The organism is Alteromonas sp. AWQ4_252, from assembly GCF_056158205.1.
The window spans coordinates 3066367-3087661 of record NZ_JBSWSV010000001.1 but is presented as its reverse complement, the minus strand read 5'-3'; the positions used below and the strand labels follow the sequence as shown (position 1 = coordinate 3087661).

The window sequence follows — 21295 nt, the reverse complement described above, 5'->3', positions numbered from 1 at the left end:
CGTGAAAGAAACCGATCAGTATTTTGATGGCATTGCACAAAAGTTTGCACAAAATATTTACGGCACAACTAAGGGGCGTCTTCGCCATATGTTGTTGCTTGAGATTATAACCCCTTATCTATCGAGTAACGTACCTTTACAGGTTGCTGATTTAGGTGGGGGCACGGGCATAATGAGCAGAGCCATTGCCCAATTTGGTCATCAGGTCCAGTTGTACGATGCCTCTGAAGACATCCTTGAGCTCGCCCGGGAGTTTATTGGTGATGATGATAGCATTCAGGTGCAACTTGCCAGTATTAACGATATTGAAGATTTGACGGCATGCGATCTCGTCGTTTGTCACGCGGTTCTAGAATGGCTGGCGGAACCTTTGGACACGCTTGCTGAGATATACCGTAAAATGCGCACTGGTGCGCGATTAAGTTTGAGTTTTTTTAACAAGGATGCCGCACTTTTTGGAAATGCTCTGTACGGAAATTTTGATTATATTGCCAAAGGTATGAAGGTAAAGAATCAGGTGCGGCTGAACCCCAATAATCCGCTTAGTCCAAAAGCGGTATTAACCAAAGCCCGTGAGCTTGGTTTCAACGTTGAGCGGATCAGTGGTATTCGTTGTTTTCACGATTACATGAAAGACAAAAACCTTACTGACGAACAGTTCTCGCAACTTTTTCAACTCGAACGCAACTATATGGCAAAAGAACCCTATTGTTGGCTTGGCAAGTACATGCATTTTATGCTCATAAAAACATAAGACTACTTTGAAACGTTTTTTTGTGGCACTACGAGAAACGAATTCGTGGTCGCTTCACCCTTTTGCCAAGCAATAATATTGCTCAAGGTGGTCGCGGAAATTTGAGATAGCGCCTCTTTGGTAAAAAAGCCTTGATGACCAGTTATCAGCACGTTATGAAAGGTCGATAAACGTTCAAAAATATCGTCTTGAATGATGTCAAAAGAGTGGTCTTTGAAAAAAAGCTCCGACTCCATTTCATACACGTCCAAGCCTAAATAGCCAATTTGGTGGGATTTTAGACCGTTAATAAGCGCATGGGTGTCGGTTAAACCACCACGAGAGGTGTTAATTAGCATGACGCCTTTTTTCATTTTGCTGATGGTGTTGTCATTTATCAGGTGATAGCTGTCTTTATTTAACGGACAATGCAAACTGATGATATCGGATTGTGATAGCAGCGTATCCAAATCAGTATATTTTGCTCCACCGTTTTGAAGATGTTTGTCAGGGAAGGGGTCAACACAAAGTACCTGGCAGCCGAAACCCAAGAGGATGTTAGCTGTTGCCCTGCCAATATGCCCGGTACCGATTATGCCTGCAGTTTTACCTGCCATATTAAAACCTAGCAACCCATTTAAATTGAAGTTGCCGTCTTTCACACGGTTATAGGCTTTATGCATTTTGCGATTAAGTGTGAGCATCAATGCTACGGCGTGCTCTGCAACCGCTTCCGGTCCGTAAGCTGGTACGTGTGAAACAGCAATATTGTGCTGTTTCGCGACTTCTAAATCCACATTGTTATAACCTGCGCAGCGAAGGGCTATATGAGAAACACCATACTCAGCGAGTCTGGATATTATTGTGTCATTTACCTCATCATTGACAAAAACACAGATAACATCTAACCCGTTACAGAGTGAAAGGGTGGACTCGCTTAACGCGACAGGGAAGTATTGAATTTCAACAGAACTATCAACCTCCGCATTGATCGCTTTCTCTTCATAGGGTTGCGCACTAAAAACACCCACTTTAACAATCATGCTATTAATTCCTTTCTCTTTTTTGGGATGGCGAATGCTATTTGTATCTTTAACTTACGGGCAAATATCGGACATGGGTTTAAACACATTGTGTTATTATGAGACTACCTTAACCATCCTTGTGTGAAAATATTATGTCAGTAAAAAAAGTCACTTTTCTCGGTCTTGGTGTAATGGGCTACCCCATGGCAGGGCATCTTCAAAAAGCCGGGTATGATGTGGTGGTTTATAACCGTACGAATCGAAAAGCAATCGAGTGGCAGCAAGAGTATGGTGGCAACATTTCAGAAACGGTGGCCACAGCCGTGAAAAACGCTGATGTTGTATTTATGTGTGTCGGTAACGACAACGATGTGTTAGAGGTGGCAACACAAGCCTTAGCTTCTATGAATGAAGGGGCCATTCTTGTGGACCATACTACGGCGTCGGCAGAGTTAGCCAGAACGCTATCGGAAGATTGTAGCGCAAAGAACATCGGGTTTCTCGATGCGCCAGTTTCTGGTGGTCAGGCTGGCGCTCAAAATGGTCAACTGACCATTATGGTGGGTGGTGATGAAGCAACTTTTTCAGTGGTTCAGCCAGTTATGGATGCCTATGCCAGACACAGTCAGTTGTTAGGAGATGTAGGTAGCGGTCAATTGGCTAAAATGATGAATCAAATTTGTATAGCAGGCATTGTACAAGGCTTGTCTGAAGCTTTGCATTTCGGGCAAAAAGCCGGGTTAGATTGCGCTGCAGTAGTCGATGTAATTTCAAAAGGTGCTGCTCAGTCCTGGCAAATGGAGAATCGCGCGGCGACTATGCTGGCTGGAAAATTCGATTATGGATTTGCCGTGGACTGGATGAGGAAGGACCTTTCTATTGCATTGGATGAAGCGAGAAAAAACGGTTCCACATTGTCACTAACAGCGCTGGTCGATCAATATTATGCTGATGTGCAAAAGTCCGGTGGTGGCCGTTGGGATACATCCAGTTTACTCACGCGTTTGGGGTAAATCCTCTACTTTTGTTGCGACAGAGGCGGTTTCAGAATGAGCCGGCATGTGCTCCTGCGTTGGCAGTGTGAGAAAAAAATCGCTATCTTTTTCTGCTTGCAGTCTAAGTTGCCTTAATCGCTTGCGGTTGCTTTCGTTGCCGGTATCTGTCGCAAATTCACCCAGCAGGGAAGCCACTGTATGCGTTCGATACGAAGGGTGGCGACTTTCCAGCATACACTGTAGCAAGTTCAGGCCAAATGCATGAGTATGGGGGGAAAGCGCATAAGCTTGATAAAAGTAATACATTGCCCGAACATAGTCTTTTGTGATGAACATACGCATACCAGTCTCGTTGAGCTCAACGGCTCTATCGCCTGCAATACCCATTGCTTTTTCTGTACCGGTAAGCATACTTTCATTTGTCGTTTGCGCTGATAAGTCATCGTCTGATTGGTTTTTTTCATGCGCCATTGCCAGTAAATCCCTGGCTTTCTCTTTATTTCCTATTGCATTGTAGGTTTTCGCTGCAACAATAAGCGTAGATGCTTCGGTACGGAGCAGGGCATCCATGTGATCCTGAGAAAGGTACTGCTGCGCTTTATCATAATCCTTTTCCAATGTAGCCACATAAGCAAGCATAAAATCTTTTTTCTGAGTTTGCTGATGATCAACCTGGTTGCGCCCGGCAATGCCGATAAGCTTTTTCGATTGCTGCAGGCTTTCTGCTCTGTTGGTATTAGGTTGCTGTTCTGCAATTGAAAGATAAAACTCGGCCAACTCAAAAGTGAACTCATTGAAGCGATCTCTGGTTGAGCGGTTGTAATCTCTTTTCTTTTGCAGCAAATCGATGCCTTCTATGATTTTGTCTTGTTTTTGGTAAGCCAACGATTTGAGTTTAGTTGCCGGTACACTTAATTCACTGGTTTTAATATGATCCAGATAAAACTCAGCTTGTGACCAAGCTTGCTGTTCGAAAGAAAGGCAGGCTAACCATTCGAAAGCTTTATCTCTGGCAAGCCCGTTGCCAATGAGATCGGTCAGTGCGCTTTTGCAGTCACTCCAGTTTCCCGCCAGGTATTCGCACTTTATTTTGCCCCATTGCGCCCATAAGACTTTCTCAGATACGGCCAAAACCGATTCGTAAATCCCTTTAGCCTCTTTTACTTTGCTGCATTGAAACAGTATTCTTGCATATAGCTTTTTCACGTCATTTGTTAACTTAGGTGGGATCTTGCGGCCGCTCAGGGTTGATATGAGGCTAAGTGCTTCGTCAATGTTGTCGTTATCCATACTGTTCAGTACTTTTGAAACGAAACGTCTGTAGGCTAAGTAATGTTCAATCCCTCGTCTTAGAGATGCAATGTTGTATGGCTTTATAAGAAGTAAATCGGGTTGTGTGTCTATTATTTGACCTATGGTTTGAGGCAATCTGTCTGCAGTAATAAATACAATACCAGTACTTGGGCGGATAAATTGGCTTTGTTTTAACTGATGAATCCATTCCACGCCGTTTTTACCCGAGCCAAGGTGAAAGTCCATTATGATAAGCTCAAAGTTTTGCCGCTTAAGGGCTGCTTTGAGTTCTGACCCATTACTAAAACTGCTAATGGTAAAAGCTCCCATTGGGAGCAGATGGCTACGAATAGAAGAGCGGGCTGTGGCGTTATCCTCTACAATTGCCAGGCGATAAGACATGTATTTCACCATGTTAAAGTCAGTGGGAATTTACAAGCAAAGATGCAAACTCTTTAAGCTACCAATCAATCCTACATCTCAATGCTAAAGAGCGAATGGTAATATATTTCATCTTAACAGTGGTTTAGACTTTCGTCAGGTTAGATTTACATCTGTATGAAAATTAACTTGCACGTTTACGTTTACGTAAACCTCGCTCTCCTTTAATGTTAAGTAAAACGATAGCCACGAGAAGCAGATGATAAAACCTACGGAAGATAAAATCATTGTTACTGAGCATCCTACTGCGTGTGGGCGATGTTTTGGTCAGTTAACCTTAAACAAGCCGAAGGCATTAAACGCCCTTGATTTAGAGATGGCAACAGCTATCCTGAGCGTGCTGAGAGAGTGGCAATCCAGGCAAGATATACTATTCGTTGTGATAGATGCTGTAGGGTCTCGTGCCTTTTGTGCTGGTGGCGATATTGTATCCATGTATCGCGCCATGGTGGATCAATGTGAAGGCACACCAGCATTCATTCGTCAGTTTTTTACCACCGAATACGAACTTGATTTTACTATTCATACATTCTCTAAACCCATTGTCGTCATTGCAGACGGTATTGTAATGGGGGGAGGTATGGGATTACTGGCTGGGGCGAGTCACAAAGTGGCAACAGAAAATACAGTATTAGCCATGCCCGAAATTACCATTGGCCTCTTTCCCGATGTTGGCGCCAGTTATTTTCTACCTAAATTGCCAGACAACACCGGGCTTTTTCTTGGTTTGACGGCGTCGAAACTCAACGGCACGGAATGTAGATATTTATCCCTGGTGGACTATGCCATTTTGAGCCGTAATATTTCAAACTTACTTTCTAAGTGGCGGCAAACCCGTTGGACCGGGAGTGTTGAACAATCTCTCTCAATGAGTTTAGAAACTACAAATGTTGAATTAGCACAACCTAACCGCGTAGCTCAGTGGCAATCGACCATAGCAAGTATCTGTGAAGAGGCAACGGTGAGTAACGTTGCAAAAAATCTAAAGAAAGTGGATAGTGGCGGCGACCCGTGGTTCGATGAAGCCAGAGAAACATTCTTTTCTGGTTCAGCTATTACCGCTTCCATATTTTTCGAACAGTATAAAAGAGGCAAGGAACTTGACCTTGCAAGTTGTTTTAAAATGGAATTAACAATGGCATGTCGGTGTGCCGAGTACGGAGAGCTACAGGAAGGCATAAGAGCATTACTTATCGACAAAGACAATCGGCCAGCATGGCGATTTAACCGGGTTGAAGATGTGCCAGAACAACTCGTTAGCTATTTTTTCGACTCTCCCTGGGGCGAAGCAGATCATCCTCTATCTTCGTTATCATAATAGACTCGTGGCTTTCTGACAGGCTATTTGTTACATTTCCCGTTTTTTACTGGGAGTGAATAATGTGGCAATGCCCGCTGTGTGGTGATGATTTAATCAGCACTTCCTCACCATGGCGCTGTTCGAATGGTCATAGTTTTGATGTGTCGCGCCGTGGGTATGTCAATCTACTTCCAGTACAGAAAAAGGGCAGTAAATCGCCTGGTGACAACAAGCAAATGATCAGCGCGCGGCAGTGTTTTCATGCTAACAAGGGCTTTGATCCGTTAATGGAAAGGCTGGCAGAACTATGCATCTCCCATTTTCCACAGCGTGAACTGGTGCTGTATGACGCAGGATGTGGCGAAGGCGCTTATCTTGCATTTGTTTGTGAAGCACTGACTAACACAGGAAAAATGGTCCATCCGGCAGGAAGCGACATTTCAAAGGTTGCCATCGACCTCGCGGCTAAACAAGTTCGGCATGCACAGTTTGTTGTTGCCAGCAGTTTTGCTTTACCGGTTGTAAGTAACGCAGCAGATATTGTGTTACAGATCTTTGCTCCAGGTAACGATGATGAGTTAAGCCGGATAACCGCGAAAAACGGTGTACTCATTCACGTAGCACCAGGCGCTGACCACCTGTTCAGGCTAAAACAAGCAGCCTACGATATGCCAAAACCTCACGAATTGCCCAACGATAAAAGAGATGGTTTCACCCTTGTGTCCCGGGAACGCCTTCAGTTTGATGTGAAGTTGGTTTCTGAGGAGCATGCCTTAGCATTACTAAACATGACACCTTTCACCTGGCGACTAACTGACATACAAAAAGAAGCCCTCAGCCGTGAAATCACACAGGCAGAAGGTGATTTTGTTATATCTGTATGGAGAAAGGCCGAGCAATAGCGACGTCACACTGCGGGTAGTGCGCAGTGTGACTTCTCGTTCAGTGACTGTCTGAAAAGTGAGTCAGGTGCTTAATAGCCCGACTTAACAAGTCGACATTCAGGGGGTCGTTACTGCGTTTTTGTGTAACTGAATTAGTAATTTCGTAATTCCCGTTACTTAATACTTCAATAATATTATCACCTTGGGCAACAATGACTTTCTCTCCAGATGTACTTACTAACCAGTTACGTTTTGGCGAAAGTAGGTTTTGGCCAGTAGCGTAAAAATTAGTAGGTGCATGACAACCCAGGGCATTTAGCACTGTAGGAGCAAGATCTTCAGTGCTCGCCAAGCTAGCTTTGATATCCAGTGTCGTCATTAACGTTCCCTTTCTGGTTGCCTGCTGAGAACCAAATCCGGTGGCAATGATGACGTCTCCGCTGGCAATCACTTCTTGTGCAAGATAGTCTTTTATTTTGTTTGCTGGTAGAAATGCAATGTGTAAACCTGCATGGGTATTGTTCACTGGCTGGCGATAAGCATCGAGCATACGAGTGGGTAGATTCTCGTCGATGTTTACTGATACCGGCATTCCAAGGCCTACTGGCAATGCGAGTAAAACCGGACGTTTATTTTCCAGCGTGCCCTGGTAAATCTCGGGCACACCAAATAGTGTTGTCATCACTAATCCTTCCAGAGATGAGGCCGTGGTGAGGTAATTATCTGTGGTTCGCAAATCAAACTGAGGTAATGGGCCGAATTTGGCATCGTCAGTTTGGACCACCAGTGTAAGCGTTTTATCGCTTTCAATATTGCAGTAGACCGGCTCCGTAGGGTAAGTAATACGGTGTATCGTCGGGTCGAACTGCAGTTGCTTTCTCTCTTGATAGGTGTCGAGATCCAGCAACCCGTAGCGCGACATGGTGGTTTTCGCTGTTGCTGGATAAGAAAGAGGAAACATGTTGTCCTGTTTTATTATGGGCTGATAAAGCTCAGCGTCTGCCCACACATGAATAGCATGACTTGCGACAAAGCAAGTCAGGAAGAAACTGGTCACCGGAGTACCAATCCGATGTTGCTGTAGCCTGTCTACCCTTTTCCAAATTGCGTTGGCTAACACCAACTGAAACCCAAACCAAACGACAAATAGCAAAAGGAGGTAAAGCCATTGCTGGGCATCGAAACGACTAATCTGGGTTTGCGCCTCATTGCGGACTAAATCTGCTGAACTAATACTCAGATGAAATCCGGTTTTGTTATACAACAAGGCATCAAACGCCATTAATGCGAGACCGATAGCGGCGATAAAGGAACCGGCAACTTTAATAATCCTCGGTTGTGTGGCCAGGTAACAAAGGGGAAGGACAAAAATGACAAAACCGGAAAACGTCATAAAGCCGATATGACCGAACCAGTTGAAAATCATATATATATTTCCCAGGAATGTATCTGGGGAAGGGGAGGAAAATATAAATACAGATGCGATGATCATAGCGATGGCGATATTGGCCAGCGCAAACCAATGCCCCCAGTTAACTAAGCGCGTTACCCTTTGACGACGGGGAGACTCGGCTAAAATCATAATTTTGGCTTATCCGTTTATGCTTTTTACCAGCACTGAGGCAAACTGCTCAGCCATTGCTTTTCGGTTGTTTTTATCAACCTGCGTATTGATAATATGGGTTATTACATTACCCAATACCATAAGTTGCAGGTCTCGATTTGCGTTGTTTTCTTCTAAGGTGAAAATGACCTTATTCATTAAGGCTTCAAATTCAGAATCTGAATAACGGCTTTGCTGGGGCATTAGTACGCCTTTTTTACTGACTTCTTTGTTAAAAAAAGAATGGTTTTTAATTTTAAATGATTATAATCGTTGTATGTCTGATAACAATCATTCATTCATAAATCCTTCAAATCTGCTGTAAATTCTCAACCTGACAGGACCACACATTAACTATGAGTGCACTGATTCACCATTTTGTCGTTCATCGACTCGTTGTTAACGATGACGGCAAGCTCAATCTTATCCCGCGAAATAACTGTTTGACAGTGACACCAGAGATCGAATCACTGGCCCACCAGATTAATCACAGTTTCAATACCAAGCCAGGCAAAGGGGTAGGGCATTTTTCCGACGAGACTTCTGACAGTGAACAGGATGCTGATTCAGGGCAGACCGTGTTTCGCGAGGCATTGAAAGAATATACCCGGGCCCAGGATGAAAATGCTGATGATCTTAATGGTCTTTTTCATCAGTTCACTCTGACGTCTTCAGATCGCCTGATCAAGGCGTTAGCAGACACGGGAACAGTTGAAACCGGTTTTCTGATATTCTGTCAGTATGAATTTCTGGCAACTCAATACCTGATGATAACGCTACTGAACACACGTTCTCACGTTGAAGTGAACCAGGCTCTGGAACTCACAGCTCGTGAGCATTTGGATTTAGCGAAAATGCAACTGGCAGTTCGTCTTGATCTGACGCAACTTGCTATTCAGCCTGAGCAAAAACGCTATATCAGCTTTATTAAAGGCCGTATGGGAAGAAAGGTCTCAGATTTCTTCATGGACTTCATCGGTTGTGAAGAATTGGTGGATGTGAAGCAACAAAATAAGCAACTGGTTGCTAGTGTAGATGCTTATCTTGCAAGCGAGAATCTCGATAGAGAGGAGCAACATCAACATCGTGAAGAGGTAAAGTCATACTTTAAGGAAAAAATAGACAGTGGAGAAAGTGTTTCCATTTCTGAGTTGTCCGGAAGACTTTCTCCCGATGCAAACGAACAGCATAACTTCGAGACATTTGTGCAAAGTCAGGAGGCAGTATTAGAGGAATCTATTCAACCAGATCCGGCTGCGTTGCGACAATTAGCAAAATTTACCGGTCAGGGTGGCGGTATTTCCCTAAGTTTTGAAAGAAAACTGCTAGGTGACAGAGTGGTTTATGATCCTGTTACAGACACGATGACAATAAAAGGCATACCGCCCAATTTAAAAGACCAACTGACCAGACAGTCTGGCAATTGAGTTGGGCAAAAACAGCGTCGTGTTATTGCCTGAGCAAACGGTCAACTTTTTATACTAATTAGTTTACAATACTGAGGGTGAGTAAACACCCATCCATTATTTAAATATGCTGGAAACAGAATTTTTCGGCGAACAGCACTAAGGCGTTAAATGCAATTATTTGTCAATGATCTCACTGTCATGGATTTTTCTTATTTGTGTCCCGAACGGGGGATGGTAGGGGAGAGCTGGATTGTGGACGTTATCTTATCTGGCGATCTCAACGACGAGAGTATGATTCAGGACTTTGGTAAGGTAAAAAAGAACCTTAAACGACTGATTGATGATTATGTTGACCACAAGTTACTGATCCCCGCAGACTATGCCGGTGTGGAAATTGTTCACCTGAACGATGAAGAAGTGGTGGATGTTGCTTTTCGTTGTGAAGATGGCCGTTTGTTTCAGCTGTATAGCCCGCCAGAGGCATATGCTTTTATTTATGGCGAATCTGTTACTATGGAGTCTGTCGGACGCTATCTCAAAGAGGTGATCGCCACACATTTACCCGAGAACGTAGACAACCTGGTGTTAAACCTGCGCACAGAAGTGATCGATAGCCCATACTATCACTATACACATGGCCTTAAGAAGCACGACGGAAATTGTCAGCGTATTGCCCATGGTCATCGCTCTCGCATTGATATTTATCACAACGAAGAAGCTAATGTAGAGCGTCAGCAATACTGGGCTTCTCGCTGGCAGGACATCTACATTGCTTCGTGCGAAGACAGCATTGACGTTTCTCTTAGGAAAGCCAGTGGTACTGTGCCCAATGACAGGCAATATGTATGTTACGCATATGAATCGTCGCAAGGGTATTTCGAAATTACCCTGCCGTTGGACAGGTGCGAGGTTATCAGCACCGACTCCACGGTAGAGTGTCTTGCTGAGTTTATTTATACGCAGGAGAAACTCGCAAGTCCAGGAACAACGATCAAAGTGTTAGCTTACGAGGGTGTTGGTAAAGGAGCCATGATGTGCGATTAACCCCTTTTGTTATATTACTCCCTCTATTGTGCGCACTGATTTGTGGGAGTAGTGCATTAGGAGCAGAGTTGGTGTTAAATGGCCAGTTCACTCAGGGCAGTCTGTTTCGTGGCCAACTTCCCGTTGATTCCCAGGTTAAACTCGATGGCAAACCCTTACTCGTAAATTCCCAGGGTAAGTTTGTTTTTGGTTTCGCCCGGGACGACCAATTAAGCCACACATTGAGCTGGGTATTGCCCGATGGAAGTGAGCACAAACGGGATATCGTATTAAATAAAAGAGATTACAAAGTCCAGCGTATTGATGGTCTTAAGCCATCTATGGTGTCTCCGCCCACTGCAACACTTAAACGCATCCGGGACGATAGCGTACGCGTTGCCAAGGCCAGGTCAATAGTCAGTGATTTCGACGGTGTATTCACTGGGTTTATCTGGCCTGCAGAAGGCCCAATTACAGGTGTTTACGGCAGTCAACGTATCTTGAACGGCACACCAAAAACGCCTCATTACGGTGTCGATGTGGGCGCGCCAACCGGTACTGAAGTAGTGGCTCCCGCAGCGGGTAAGGTTACACTTGTCAGCGATCTCTACTACAGTGGCAACACGGTAATTATCGATCATGGCATGGGAGTGTTTTCCACTTTTCTGCATTTGGACAGCACTGCGGTTACTGTGGGGCAGCACTTATCACAGGGGCAAAGGCTTGGTGAGATTGGTGCGACGGGGCGGGCTACCGGGCCCCATCTTGACTGGCGATTGAACCTCGGGAAGCTGCGTCTCGACCCTGCTTTGCTTGTACCTGAAAGGTAGTGTAATCAGCCCCTGTGCTCGGGGCTGAATAAATCAGCTGCGAAGCCACTCGGAGAATGCAGCACTGTCTTCAATAGTAAAATAACACGCTTCTTGCTGTTCTGGTTCAACCGGTAATGACAAGATTAATAGTCTTCCGTCTCTGACAACGGTAAGCTCAACCTGGGACTCAACTGTTTGATTAAGCAAACGTTGCAGCAATACATCTGACACTACCCAATGGTTGAGTGCAATAATCCTGTCATTTACTTGTAAGCCTGCGGCACTGGCTGCACCACCTTCAAAAACCACCTGCACTGTAACACCTAAATCGGAATTTTTAACCATTGCCCCCAAGGGGTGCCTTTGATAAGCCGCTGATGGCGGTTGACCGCCTCGATCTGCGAGACTATTTTTTGGCCTGGTGTGTAGGGAAATGCCAATTTCACTCACCCAATCTGCCAGCGGCACATCTTCGGTACCGTAGACGACACGGGATAAATAGTCTGATACATCTATACCAAAGGTCTGTTGACAAACAGTTTCAATAACATCGTCAGGCGTACCTATTTCATCAGCACCATATTGACGCCACAATTGTTGCATGAGGGTATCCAGTGTCACCTGACCTTTGGATTCTCTGCGTAAAAGAAGATCGAGGCCGAAAGCGATAATCCCGCCTTTCGTGTAATAGCTGACAATATTATTTGGTGCACTGGCATCTTGCTTATAGAACTTAGTCCACGCATCAAAACTGGATTCAGCCACGGATTGCTTGTATCGGCCTTTAGACACCTGCAAGCGCGTGAGGTTTTGAGCTACGATTTCAAGATACTTTTCGGGGGTGATAAGGCCCTTACGGGCAAGTGTCACATCGTCATAGAAGCTCGTGAACCCTTCGTAAATCCACAATTGTGGTGTGTACACTTCAGCTGCCAGGTTAGGGGCCAGCATCACTTCTGGTCTTAATCTTTTTACATGCCACGTGTGGAAGAGTTCGTGACAGCACAAACTAAGAAACGTGATGTATTGATCAGTTTTACTGCCGGCCTCTCGCTCTAAAGGAAGATCGAACCTGGGGTAAAGCAAAGCCGTTGAATTTCTGTGTTCAAGACCTCCAAACCCGCTGTCGCTTAACAAGGTTATAAATAAATAGTGCTCAACGGGAGGTGGCCCGGGAAAAAGATCAAGATGGTGTTCACAAACCGGGATCATGTCCTGACAAATTCGGCGGGTATTAACCGGCGTATTACCACTGTAAACAAACCCAAACTCAACACCCTGCACGGTAACCGAGTCGTAGACACATTGCCCCATGAACAAAGGATGGTCGATAAGTTCAGCGTAATTAGCACACCGAAAGCCGCTATTGGTTTTTGGCATACTCGTGTGTATCGACCAGTCCTTAAGATAATCAGGTAATATCACGGCCACTTCGCAGGGTAACGCGCTTAGTTCCGCAACAGATAAAAACACGCTGGTACCATTTACAAAGCCATATTCGTCGTTTAAATAAGCCGCTCTTACTGATAAATCAAACGCGTATACGGTGTATTGTACTAATAATGCCCGTTGACGAGCGTCTATTTGCCATGTCTGTTTATCGACTTTTTGAATATCAACCGCTTTACCATGTGTGGTATCAGCCTGGATGGTGACGATATTTTTAGCAAAGTCACGCACCATATAACTACCGGGGATCCAACTTGGTAACGTCAGGGTAAGTACTTGATGTTCGCTTGCCGGTATGGCTAGACTAACGGTAAAGATATGCTCAGCACGGGACTGCACTGAAAGCGAATAATGCAAACAAGTCATTAATATTCCAAAATTACAACCTAGGTCTATTATCATGCCTTAGAACAAGTGTTTTGTCAGCATGGTGAATTATGGTTATATTGAACCGATAAGCAGTAGCCACAAGAGTATTTTTTATGACCCAAAAGGACGTACAGAGGTTATCAAAGGCGGATATTGATATTTTGACGCGCTTAGCGCCCGGTACCCTGGTCGATCTACAAATAGATACGCCAACCTCACCGCAGAGGCTTAAAACTTACTACGCTGGCACTGATATTCCAAACGGGTTCATTTTCCAAGTGCCAAATACCCATAAATGGGCGAATATCAGAGATCAACTTGTCGCTGGAAATAATGTAGTAGTAAGGTTTGTTATCGAAGGAGCAGTGGGGCAGGTTATCGCTTTTAAAGTGCCCATTTTAAAGTGTTTTTCAAAGCCTATCAGTATTCTTATTACTGGTTTCCCTACCACCATTCAAACGTTAGGTTTACGGGCTGAACAGCGGGCTCAGCCAGGCATACCGGTGATCCTCAAACCAGAAGAGGAAGGGAATACTGAAACAAAAGCGTTAATCCTCGACGTTTCGAGAACTGGATGTAAGCTGGCTATCCCCGTTAATAAAGATAATGCAATGCTAGATGTTAACAAAAATATTACATTGGGATGTACATTAGACGGAGAGGACATTAGTATTGCTTGCATGGTCAAAAATGTCTCGCAAGATAAGGGGTATCATTTCTATGGTATCCAATTTGCCCTCAATCAAACTGGTGTAGAAAGGGTGATAGAGCGACATATTTTGATATAAAAACAATAACACAGGAGCCTTCAATGCGCGAAGTTGAACGTTTACTCACTCTTTACGGTGAAAGTCACCAGAATAAAGTTAACATTGCTATCCACGGTATTGCGGTACCATCGATATATCTTGTGACTTTGGGACTGTTTTGGAGTATCCCCGTACCAGAGTTCTTAGCGCAAACAGATATAACCTGGGCCCATATCGCCGTTCTACCAGCCTTATATTACTATTTCATGTTGTCGGGTGTTATCGGGGCCGCAATGACATTGCTTACTATCGTTTGTTTCTTGATTATCGAAGCGATAGCGACTACCGCGTTACCTGTATGGCAATTCAGCGTTGCCTTGTTTGTCCTGATGTGGGTATTACAATTTGTTGGCCACAAAATAGAGGGCAAGAAACCTTCCTTTCTTGACGATCTGCGTTTTTTACTCGTTGGGCCTGCGTGGTGGTGGACCCATTGGTTAAAACGAATCGGTATTGGCTATTAAACAGTAGTAAGAGGAAAAGTGGGCGCTTTCTATAAAGCTGGGTAGACAATATTCACCGAGTGCGACCAGGCGTCCTGCCAATACGACCAAGCCAAGGGCACAGTTTTCGTTTGCGCGTATAATAAAAACATGCTTTGAAATTACGGTAGAAATGTGAGTCGTTGGCAACAGCTTTTTGAAAGCAATGAACGTTTATTCTGGGCACTACACAGTGTCGGCTGGGCAGGTTTTGCCCTGGTCTATTATATTGGTTCATTTTTACATGATGTTCGGCCTATTTGGGTTTTCATCATTCTCCTCAATGCTTATGCGGGATGGTTGTTGACTATTCCCCTTCGCTTTGTTTTCCGCTGGGCACGAAAATTATCCCCATTAAAAATGATCATAACCGTGGTGTTTGCCTGTTATTTGGTGGCGCTAGTTTGGGCAGTAGTGAAAAACGTTAACTATTGGGAAATCTATAAGCACGGCTATCGGCCGGATGCCTGGTATTTGTATTTTACCAACACCATCAATTCACTCATCATGGTGGGCTGTTGGAGTGGGCTTTACTTCGGTATTAAGAATTTTCAGATGTTACAAAAAGAAAAGCAAAATGCCCTTAAAGCCAGCACCATGGCGCACCAGGCACATATAAAAATGCTCCGCTATCAACTTAACCCTCATTTCCTCTTTAACACGCTCAATGCTATTTCCACTCTCATTTTGCTTAAAGAAAATGATAATGCAGAAACTATGGTATCTAGATTGAGTGACTTCCTGCGTTATTCTCTGGATAACGACCCTATAAAGCGGGTGACTCTGGGCGAAGAAATTAAAGTGTTAAGGTTGTATCTTGAAATAGAAAAGGTGCGTTTTGATGATCGTCTGGAAGTTAATTGGGAGATAGACCCTACGTGTGAATCAGCATTAGTACCCAGTATGATACTTCAGCCATTAATAGAAAATGCCATTAAGCATGCCATTTCTAAAATGGAGAATGGCGGTCAGATAGCCATTAGTGCCAAGCGTTTTGGTAACGATCTATTAATTGATGTTGCTGATAATGGACCAGGTGCAGATATCAAAGACGGTCAGTTGAAGCGTGAGAATGGTGTGGGTCTCGTCAATATCAGAGAGCGGTTGCACTCTCTATACCAGCGAAACTTTGCCTTCTCGGTGGAACACAATCAACCTTCGGGGGTGCGCGTACGCCTCCGGCTACCCTATGACGTAAAAGATTTCTGATAGGTGGTGTTGGTTGCTATCAAGTGGGTGTAAAAACCTTTTTAGGGCGTTGAAAACCTGACGAAGCACCCGATAATATGAAAGAAAAGCAAAGGTAGTTCGGTCTACAATTAAGATAAAGTAAATGAGTTACCTTTTAGCGTTGAGCGCAGAACCGCGGAAATAATAAACTGTTTGATAAGTTTCCTCGGGCTTTATGCTCAGCATTGGTTTGGAATAATGATAAACAGGCTCTAGTATGAGTGAGCAAAAAATAAGAACAGTGGTTGTAGATGATGAACCGTTAGCGAGAAAAGGGCTTCGGGCGCGTCTTGAACGCCATAGCGACATCGACATTATCGCTGAGTGTCAAAACGGTCTGGATGCGGTAAGCTCAATTTCTAAAAACAGGCCTGATCTTGTTTTTCTCGACATCCAAATGCCGGGGTTAAATGGCTTTCAGGTAATCCATAAGCTACGCGAACTTAATCAGCCTATTCCTATGATTATCTTCGTTACGGCATACGATAGTTATGCAATTAAAGCGTTTGATATTCACGCGCTAGATTACCTGCTCAAACCCGCTGACGATGCTCGGTTGAGCGACGCACTTAACAAGGTACGCGAGTATTTTACGACCCAGCATCAGGATGAACAGTCACGTAAATTAGTCAGCCTGGTTGCAGAACTCACCGGTGATGATTGTGAAGAGATCTTGCGCAAGCTGGCGAGTGGTGAAACCATTGAAACTAATCCTTATCCAGAGGTACTGGCAATAAAGGATGGTTCAGAAGTGACCCGGGTTGCCGTACAGGATATTCAGTGGATAGATGCCGCAGGAGACTATATGTGTGTTCATGCGCTGGACGGTATGCACATCATGCGCAAAACCATGAAAGAGCTCGAACAAGAACTTAATCCACAATGGTTTGTGCGTGTTCATCGTTCGGCAATTGCCAATATTCGTTTTGTAAAGAAATTGGTAAGTCATATCAGTGGTGAGTACCATCTTATTTTGCAAAATGATACAGAATTAAAAGTAAGTCGAAGTCATCGCGATAAAGTTAAAGCAGCTATGAAAATGTAAAAAAAGCCGGTTGTACCGGCTTTTTTTAAATATGCAAAGGCTTAAACCGTTACGCGTAACGGTTATTGCTAAGCATATGAAGCGTGCTAACCGTTGAATTATCCAAAGGTTTTTGTTCAGCCCAGGTGTCACAAAGGGGCACTTCCACGGGCTTGCCATTTTTTTCACCGATCATAACAAGATGAGCCGTCGACCCGATGAGCGTGGCTGCATGAGCGCCGAGCTTCAATGCTAATAACCGGTCTTGCGACACTGGCGAGCCTCCACGCTGGACATGACCTAAAATAACCGGGCGAACGTCGGTATCAGTTTGTTCCTCCAACTGAGCCACCAGGTTATTAATACCGCCGGGCCATAAGTTCTCGGCCAGTACGATAATGTAGCTAACGTTACCCCGTTGCTCTCTTTTTTCGTTCAACTGACATAAAATATCTTTTAGCGTTGTCGCTTCGCTTTTGAATAATTCGGGTAAAATAACGTAATCTGACGCTGAAGCTAGGGCGCCATTCATCGCGAGAAAACCGGCGTGTCTGCCCATCACTTCTACCAGGAATATACGTTCGAACGCATCTGCTGTATCCCTGACTTTATCTATTGACTGCACGGCAGTTTCTATGGCGGTAAAATAGCCGATGGTTGCATCAGTACCATTAATATCGTTATCAATGGTGCCAGGTAATGTCAGGATCTGACCGGGCCAATACGCAGCGAGATGTTCCGCCCCCCGAAATGAGCCATCGCCGCCAATAACGATTAGGGTATCTATATCCAGCCAATCGAGATTTTCTGCCGCTTTTTGTGCGCCTTGTTCAGTTTTAAAGGCTTCACATCGGGCACTGTGTAAAATAGTACCGCCGCGCTGGGTTAAGTTATGAACCATCGAACTGTCCAGTCGTTGATATTCCTGGTTCAACAAACCGTTGTAACCGTGCTTGTATCCAATGATGTTATGGCCTTCTCTTTCGCACACCAAAACAATAGCGCGAATACAAGCGTTCATACCTGGCGCATCACCACCAGAGGTTAGTACTGCGACTTTTTTAGGCACGGGTTATCCTTTATATTGATTTGATTCTGTGGTTATTGTAGAGAATATACTCTCGAAAAAACAAGTTTTTACATTTTGTTACCTGTTCATGCGAACCTTTATCAGCGTGCTCAACTCTTAGCATTAATAACAAAAAGGGATCCTCACTATGAAGTATGTCATCACTGTGATTTGTATCATGTTGATATCAGGGTGTAGCAATAAGCTTGCATATAACAATATCGATTGGCTCATTTATTGGTATATGGATGATTATGTTGAATTAAATGAGAAGCAAGAAGCTATTTTTGACGCACAACTTAAAGGGTGGATAGACTGGCACCGCAGTCAGGAATTGCCAAGGTATATCGACCACTTAAAACAATTGAGAAACGATTTACAAAGCCAATCTCTCGATGTGCAGAAACTAATTGGGCATTACGAACAAGCTTCGAGCCACTGGCAGCGTTTGCGCAATGAAATTACACCGGCTCTTGCCGTTATTGCAACGGACCTTAGTGATGAACAAATGATTCGTCTATTTGCTGCCCTTGAATCTGATAATCAGGAACGTCGGGATGAGCTCGCTGAATGGGCTAATCTCACTGATGAAGAGAAATTAGATGAGCGAGTAGAAGACCTGGTAGATAACATGGAAGAGCGGATTGGTCGGTTAACGAAAGAGCAGGCTGACATCGTTCATCGCTACGCCCCAATGTTCAAATCTTCTTCCCAGTTATGGTTGGAATACCGCACTGATTTACAACAACGGGCGCGCCGATTGTTTATTACCCGCAAAACTGATCCGAATTTCGCAGATAAGCTGACTGATTTGCTGCACAATCCTGAACAGTATCGTTCCGATGATTTTATCGAAGTGTGGGAACACAACCGTCAAACCCACGCCAAGTTGGCGGCGGAGATGGCGGCAACGCTTACCGTAAAACAACGAAGTGAAGCGATAGAGCAAATCAATGAATTTATCGATGATTTTACGTCGATACAATCAGCGAATTAATTAAGGCCTGAAATTGCTATGCAGCTTTACCAGTTAGCGTGGCTAATTCTTCTTTGAGGGCGTCAAATTTTTGTTGATGTTCTTCTTTTTTGGAAATAGCAGACAACATGTTTGAGAGCCGCCTACAGTCGGCCTTTAGTGAAAGCTGATCTTTAGTTTCATCAGATAACAGCTTAATGATGCACTGTAGTTGGTTCAGTGCAACACCCGTGTTAACCGGTGAGAACTTCAGTGCCATTTCAAACGAAGTATATGCTTTTCGATATTCGCCTTGTTGATAATGACTAATTCCCTCGCGATTGTGCTGAATGTACTGCAGCCGCTTGTCACTTACCTTCCTTTTCGAAGTTTCAATACGCTCGGCGTCTTCTGCCGGCAATACAACGCCCGCATTTTGCAGCTTGTGTTGCAATTCTTCTGCTTCTTCATATTCTCCAAGGGAATACATTACCGAGAGGCTATCGGGGGCATAATCTCCAGGAAAAACGTCGTATTTGTGCTCGATTGCATTCTGACTGTCTTGCAGTGCTTTCTTTGCCTCGGTAAGTTTACCATCCAGACTAAATATTCTTGCATACGTAAGTTGTTCGTAAATGACTAAATCAAAGTCGTCATTGTATCTCAACAAGTACTCGTCTGATCGGCCTCGTTGAATGGCCAATGTAACTTCTTGCTGAAAACGATTCTTGATTTTTCTATCTTCAGTATGCTCAGCAACGTCTAACAGGCTTCTAATATAACCACACCAGTAGTTAGCATGTTGTTGTTGGGTTTTCCTGCACAACTTCCATATGGCCAGTGCACTGTCACTTGCCAGTACATATTCTTCATACTTACGTGCAATTTTACACGCGATGTGGTGACGGTTAACAGAGTAGGGGGATATCTTAATTGCGTACTTTATTTGTGCTAAAGCATCTTCCTTTTGATTTTTAAATGTTAAAGATTGTGCTAGTACATCGTAGGCATCCGCGTTAAATCGATTACTTTCTAATACCTTGTTCGCAAGACGTATTGCATTGTCAGTATCACCCATTTTAAGGTGATTTTGTGCTTTGGCGAGGGTAACCCACAATACAGACCGATTCGATTCGAACGTATCTAATAATGATGCTGCTTCTTGATATTCATTGCGCTGCCAATGTAGCTCAACCATAATTTTTGTTAGTGAGCCTTTGTATTGAGGGCTCTCGTAATACAAAGAATGGGCCTTGGTTAAAGCTCGGGGATAATCATCTTCATATAACGCCTGATGAACGGGGAGTAGCGCTTGCCGTTTTTGCCACGCTCTGTTCAACCTCGATTTTATTTGCGCTTGAGAAAAAGGTTTTACAAGATAATCATCGGGGCCACGATCCAACGAACCCAAAACAATAGGCCGCGTGCTGTCCGCACTAATCAACATAAAGATTGCGTCGGGTTTAATGAACTTCTGCGCTCTGAGTGTATCGATTAGTTCGAATCCATTTTTTTTATCTGCCCCCAAATGCAAGTCGCAGATAATAATATCGAATTTTCTTTTTTTGCACAGAGACAGGGCTTGTTCCGCTGATGACTTGGTGACAACTTCCGTTGCACCCATAGCGTGTAAGAGCCCTCTTAACACAAGCAAGAATGGGCGCTGATCTTCCACAATCAAAACGCGCTTGTTTGCGTATTTCATGTGAAGCTGATTCCTTGATATAGACATTAGTATAATGATTGATGGTAATTGTCGAAATCGCAAGTATAGAAATTCGTACGTGAGTGACTAATGGTATGCGTGATCATGCCGATATACCGATCATGAAAGAGGGAATCGATACAATGTTTTCGAACCAGACAATATTAGCGAAAGATCTAGAGTGGTCAGGTACTGTCGTGCGCGCCACAAATCATCGCGCATTATTTGCTTTATATATGGCAATGCAAAGTCAGCCCGGAAAGGAGACACTACGCCTTGAGCCTGACAAAGAGCAAAATACAGTTTCTGACGGCGACTATCCGCACCGCCTTAATCACTACCCAAAGGTAAGCCTGGCAGCCGATAGCAGTCACATTCGAGCACTTGAAATTTCTTCTCAATTGGTGAGTAAAAACAACATTCGTGCTTTATCGTTGTGGCAAATCATGCACCCGGATCCCCTCAGTCATAAAAATGATAGCTTAGCTATTCCGGCTGAAATAAAAGCTAATTGCAGTCTAGTGACACAACAAAAACTTGCTGCGTTGAAAGCACCTGAAATTGAAAGAGACGCAACAAAACTCACTGATATAGTAGACGGCTCCCAAACGCTTCTTACCGCCTGATTTGGCAAACCACCAGATATTTGCTATATTGCGCGCCGCATTTTGCACTGGTTTTACGT

The 21295-nt window shown here is 44.1% G+C and carries 20 protein-coding genes; 13 read left to right on the top strand and 7 right to left on the bottom strand.

Annotated features, from left to right (window positions below; genetic code table 11):
* Position 1 precedes the first annotated feature (1 nt).
* Entirely contained in the window at positions 2 to 754 is a 753-nt protein-coding gene (locus ACXACM_RS13635; RefSeq protein WP_474822387.1) for a methyltransferase domain-containing protein, read from the top strand.
* 2 nt (positions 755 to 756) lie between these two features.
* On the opposite strand, the gene ACXACM_RS13630 is transcribed toward ACXACM_RS13635, so the two are convergent.
* Complete coding sequence (locus ACXACM_RS13630) at positions 757 to 1776, bottom strand: 2-hydroxyacid dehydrogenase (protein ID WP_474822386.1); 1020 nt, start codon at positions 1774 to 1776, stop codon at positions 757 to 759.
* A 134-nt stretch (positions 1777 to 1910) separates the two neighbouring features.
* On the opposite strand from ACXACM_RS13630, the gene ACXACM_RS13625 reads away from it, so the two are divergent.
* On the top strand, positions 1911 to 2771 hold the full coding sequence (locus tag ACXACM_RS13625) for an NAD(P)-dependent oxidoreductase (protein WP_474822384.1): 861 nt from the start codon (positions 1911 to 1913) through the stop codon (positions 2769 to 2771).
* Here ACXACM_RS13625 and ACXACM_RS13620 read toward each other — a convergent pair.
* Positions 2751 to 4448 carry a response regulator gene (locus ACXACM_RS13620; protein WP_474822383.1) on the bottom strand — a complete coding sequence of 566 codons (1698 nt, stop codon included), beginning with the start codon at positions 4446 to 4448 and terminating at the stop codon, positions 2751 to 2753. The two genes, ACXACM_RS13625 and ACXACM_RS13620, sit on opposite strands and share 21 nt — an antisense overlap.
* Positions 4449 to 4686: 238 nt before the next feature.
* Here ACXACM_RS13620 and ACXACM_RS13615 point away from each other — a divergent pair, with 238 nt between their 5' ends.
* Both ACXACM_RS13615 and ACXACM_RS13610 read left to right on the top strand, forming a co-directional pair.
* Positions 4687 to 5805 carry an enoyl-CoA hydratase/isomerase family protein gene (locus ACXACM_RS13615; RefSeq protein ID WP_474822381.1) on the top strand — a complete coding sequence of 373 codons (1119 nt, stop codon included), beginning with the start codon at positions 4687 to 4689 and terminating at the stop codon, positions 5803 to 5805.
* Positions 5806 to 5867: 62 nt separating this feature from the next.
* Positions 5868 to 6689 (top strand): putative RNA methyltransferase, encoded by an 822-nt coding sequence (locus ACXACM_RS13610; RefSeq protein WP_474822379.1) that lies wholly within the window; start codon positions 5868 to 5870, stop codon positions 6687 to 6689.
* Between the two features lie 40 nt (positions 6690 to 6729).
* Here ACXACM_RS13610 and ACXACM_RS13605 read toward each other — a convergent pair whose 3' ends face one another.
* A complete protein-coding gene (locus tag ACXACM_RS13605) occupies positions 6730 to 8253 on the bottom strand; it encodes a DUF3413 domain-containing protein (RefSeq protein ID WP_474822377.1) in 1524 nt (507 codons plus the stop codon).
* A gap of 9 nt (positions 8254 to 8262) precedes the next feature.
* Complete coding sequence (locus ACXACM_RS13600; RefSeq protein WP_474822376.1) at positions 8263 to 8478, bottom strand: YejL family protein; 216 nt, start codon at positions 8476 to 8478, stop codon at positions 8263 to 8265.
* A 152-nt stretch (positions 8479 to 8630) separates the two neighbouring features.
* On the opposite strand from ACXACM_RS13600, the gene yejK reads away from it, so the two are divergent.
* From yejK to ACXACM_RS13585, 3 genes are all read left to right on the top strand, one after another.
* A complete protein-coding gene (gene yejK / locus ACXACM_RS13595; protein ID WP_474822375.1) occupies positions 8631 to 9701 on the top strand; it encodes a nucleoid-associated protein YejK in 1071 nt (356 codons plus the stop codon).
* Positions 9702 to 9851: 150 nt separating this feature from the next.
* The gene (locus tag ACXACM_RS13590) at positions 9852 to 10727 is read left to right on the top strand and encodes a 6-carboxytetrahydropterin synthase (RefSeq protein ID WP_474822374.1); all 876 of its coding nucleotides are present in this window, start codon (positions 9852 to 9854) and stop codon (positions 10725 to 10727) included.
* A complete protein-coding gene (locus tag ACXACM_RS13585; protein ID WP_474822372.1) occupies positions 10718 to 11536 on the top strand; it encodes a M23 family metallopeptidase in 819 nt (272 codons plus the stop codon). Before ACXACM_RS13590 ends, ACXACM_RS13585 begins: the two co-directional genes overlap by 10 nt.
* A 33-nt stretch (positions 11537 to 11569) precedes the next feature.
* On the opposite strand, the gene ACXACM_RS13580 is transcribed toward ACXACM_RS13585, so the two are convergent.
* Positions 11570 to 13333, bottom strand: a complete 1764-nt coding sequence (locus ACXACM_RS13580) for a M61 family metallopeptidase (RefSeq protein ID WP_474822371.1) — start codon at positions 13331 to 13333, stop codon at positions 11570 to 11572.
* Between the two features lie 116 nt (positions 13334 to 13449).
* On the opposite strand from ACXACM_RS13580, the gene ACXACM_RS13575 reads away from it, so the two are divergent.
* From ACXACM_RS13575 to ACXACM_RS13560, 4 genes are all read left to right on the top strand, one after another.
* Complete coding sequence (locus tag ACXACM_RS13575; RefSeq protein WP_474822369.1) at positions 13450 to 14124, top strand: PilZ domain-containing protein; 675 nt, start codon at positions 13450 to 13452, stop codon at positions 14122 to 14124.
* 23 nt (positions 14125 to 14147) lie between these two features.
* Positions 14148 to 14609 carry an Mpo1 family 2-hydroxy fatty acid dioxygenase gene (locus ACXACM_RS13570; RefSeq protein WP_474822368.1) on the top strand — a complete coding sequence of 154 codons (462 nt, stop codon included), beginning with the start codon at positions 14148 to 14150 and terminating at the stop codon, positions 14607 to 14609.
* A 153-nt stretch (positions 14610 to 14762) separates the two neighbouring features.
* Positions 14763 to 15836: a sensor histidine kinase gene (locus ACXACM_RS13565; protein ID WP_474822367.1), complete on the top strand. Its 1074-nt coding sequence runs from the start codon at positions 14763 to 14765 to the stop codon at positions 15834 to 15836.
* A gap of 238 nt (positions 15837 to 16074) precedes the next feature.
* Complete coding sequence (locus tag ACXACM_RS13560; RefSeq protein WP_474822365.1) at positions 16075 to 16902, top strand: LytR/AlgR family response regulator transcription factor; 828 nt, start codon at positions 16075 to 16077, stop codon at positions 16900 to 16902.
* A 49-nt stretch (positions 16903 to 16951) separates the two neighbouring features.
* On the opposite strand, the gene ACXACM_RS13555 is transcribed toward ACXACM_RS13560, so the two are convergent.
* Complete coding sequence (locus ACXACM_RS13555; RefSeq protein ID WP_474822363.1) at positions 16952 to 17950, bottom strand: ATP-dependent 6-phosphofructokinase; 999 nt, start codon at positions 17948 to 17950, stop codon at positions 16952 to 16954.
* Positions 17951 to 18098: 148 nt separating this feature from the next.
* Here ACXACM_RS13555 and ACXACM_RS13550 point away from each other — a divergent pair, with 148 nt between their 5' ends.
* Positions 18099 to 18947: a DUF6279 family lipoprotein gene (locus ACXACM_RS13550; protein ID WP_474822361.1), complete on the top strand. Its 849-nt coding sequence runs from the start codon at positions 18099 to 18101 to the stop codon at positions 18945 to 18947.
* Between the two features lie 16 nt (positions 18948 to 18963).
* Here the strand turns inward: ACXACM_RS13550 and ACXACM_RS13545 are convergent, their stop codons facing one another.
* Entirely contained in the window at positions 18964 to 20610 is a 1647-nt protein-coding gene (locus ACXACM_RS13545; protein WP_474822359.1) for a response regulator, read from the bottom strand.
* A gap of 95 nt (positions 20611 to 20705) precedes the next feature.
* On the opposite strand from ACXACM_RS13545, the gene ACXACM_RS13540 reads away from it, so the two are divergent.
* Positions 20706 to 21236, top strand: coding sequence for a VC2046/SO_2500 family protein (locus tag ACXACM_RS13540; protein ID WP_474822357.1), 531 nt, complete (start codon positions 20706 to 20708; stop codon positions 21234 to 21236).
* The last annotated feature ends 59 nt before the right edge of the window (positions 21237 to 21295 follow it).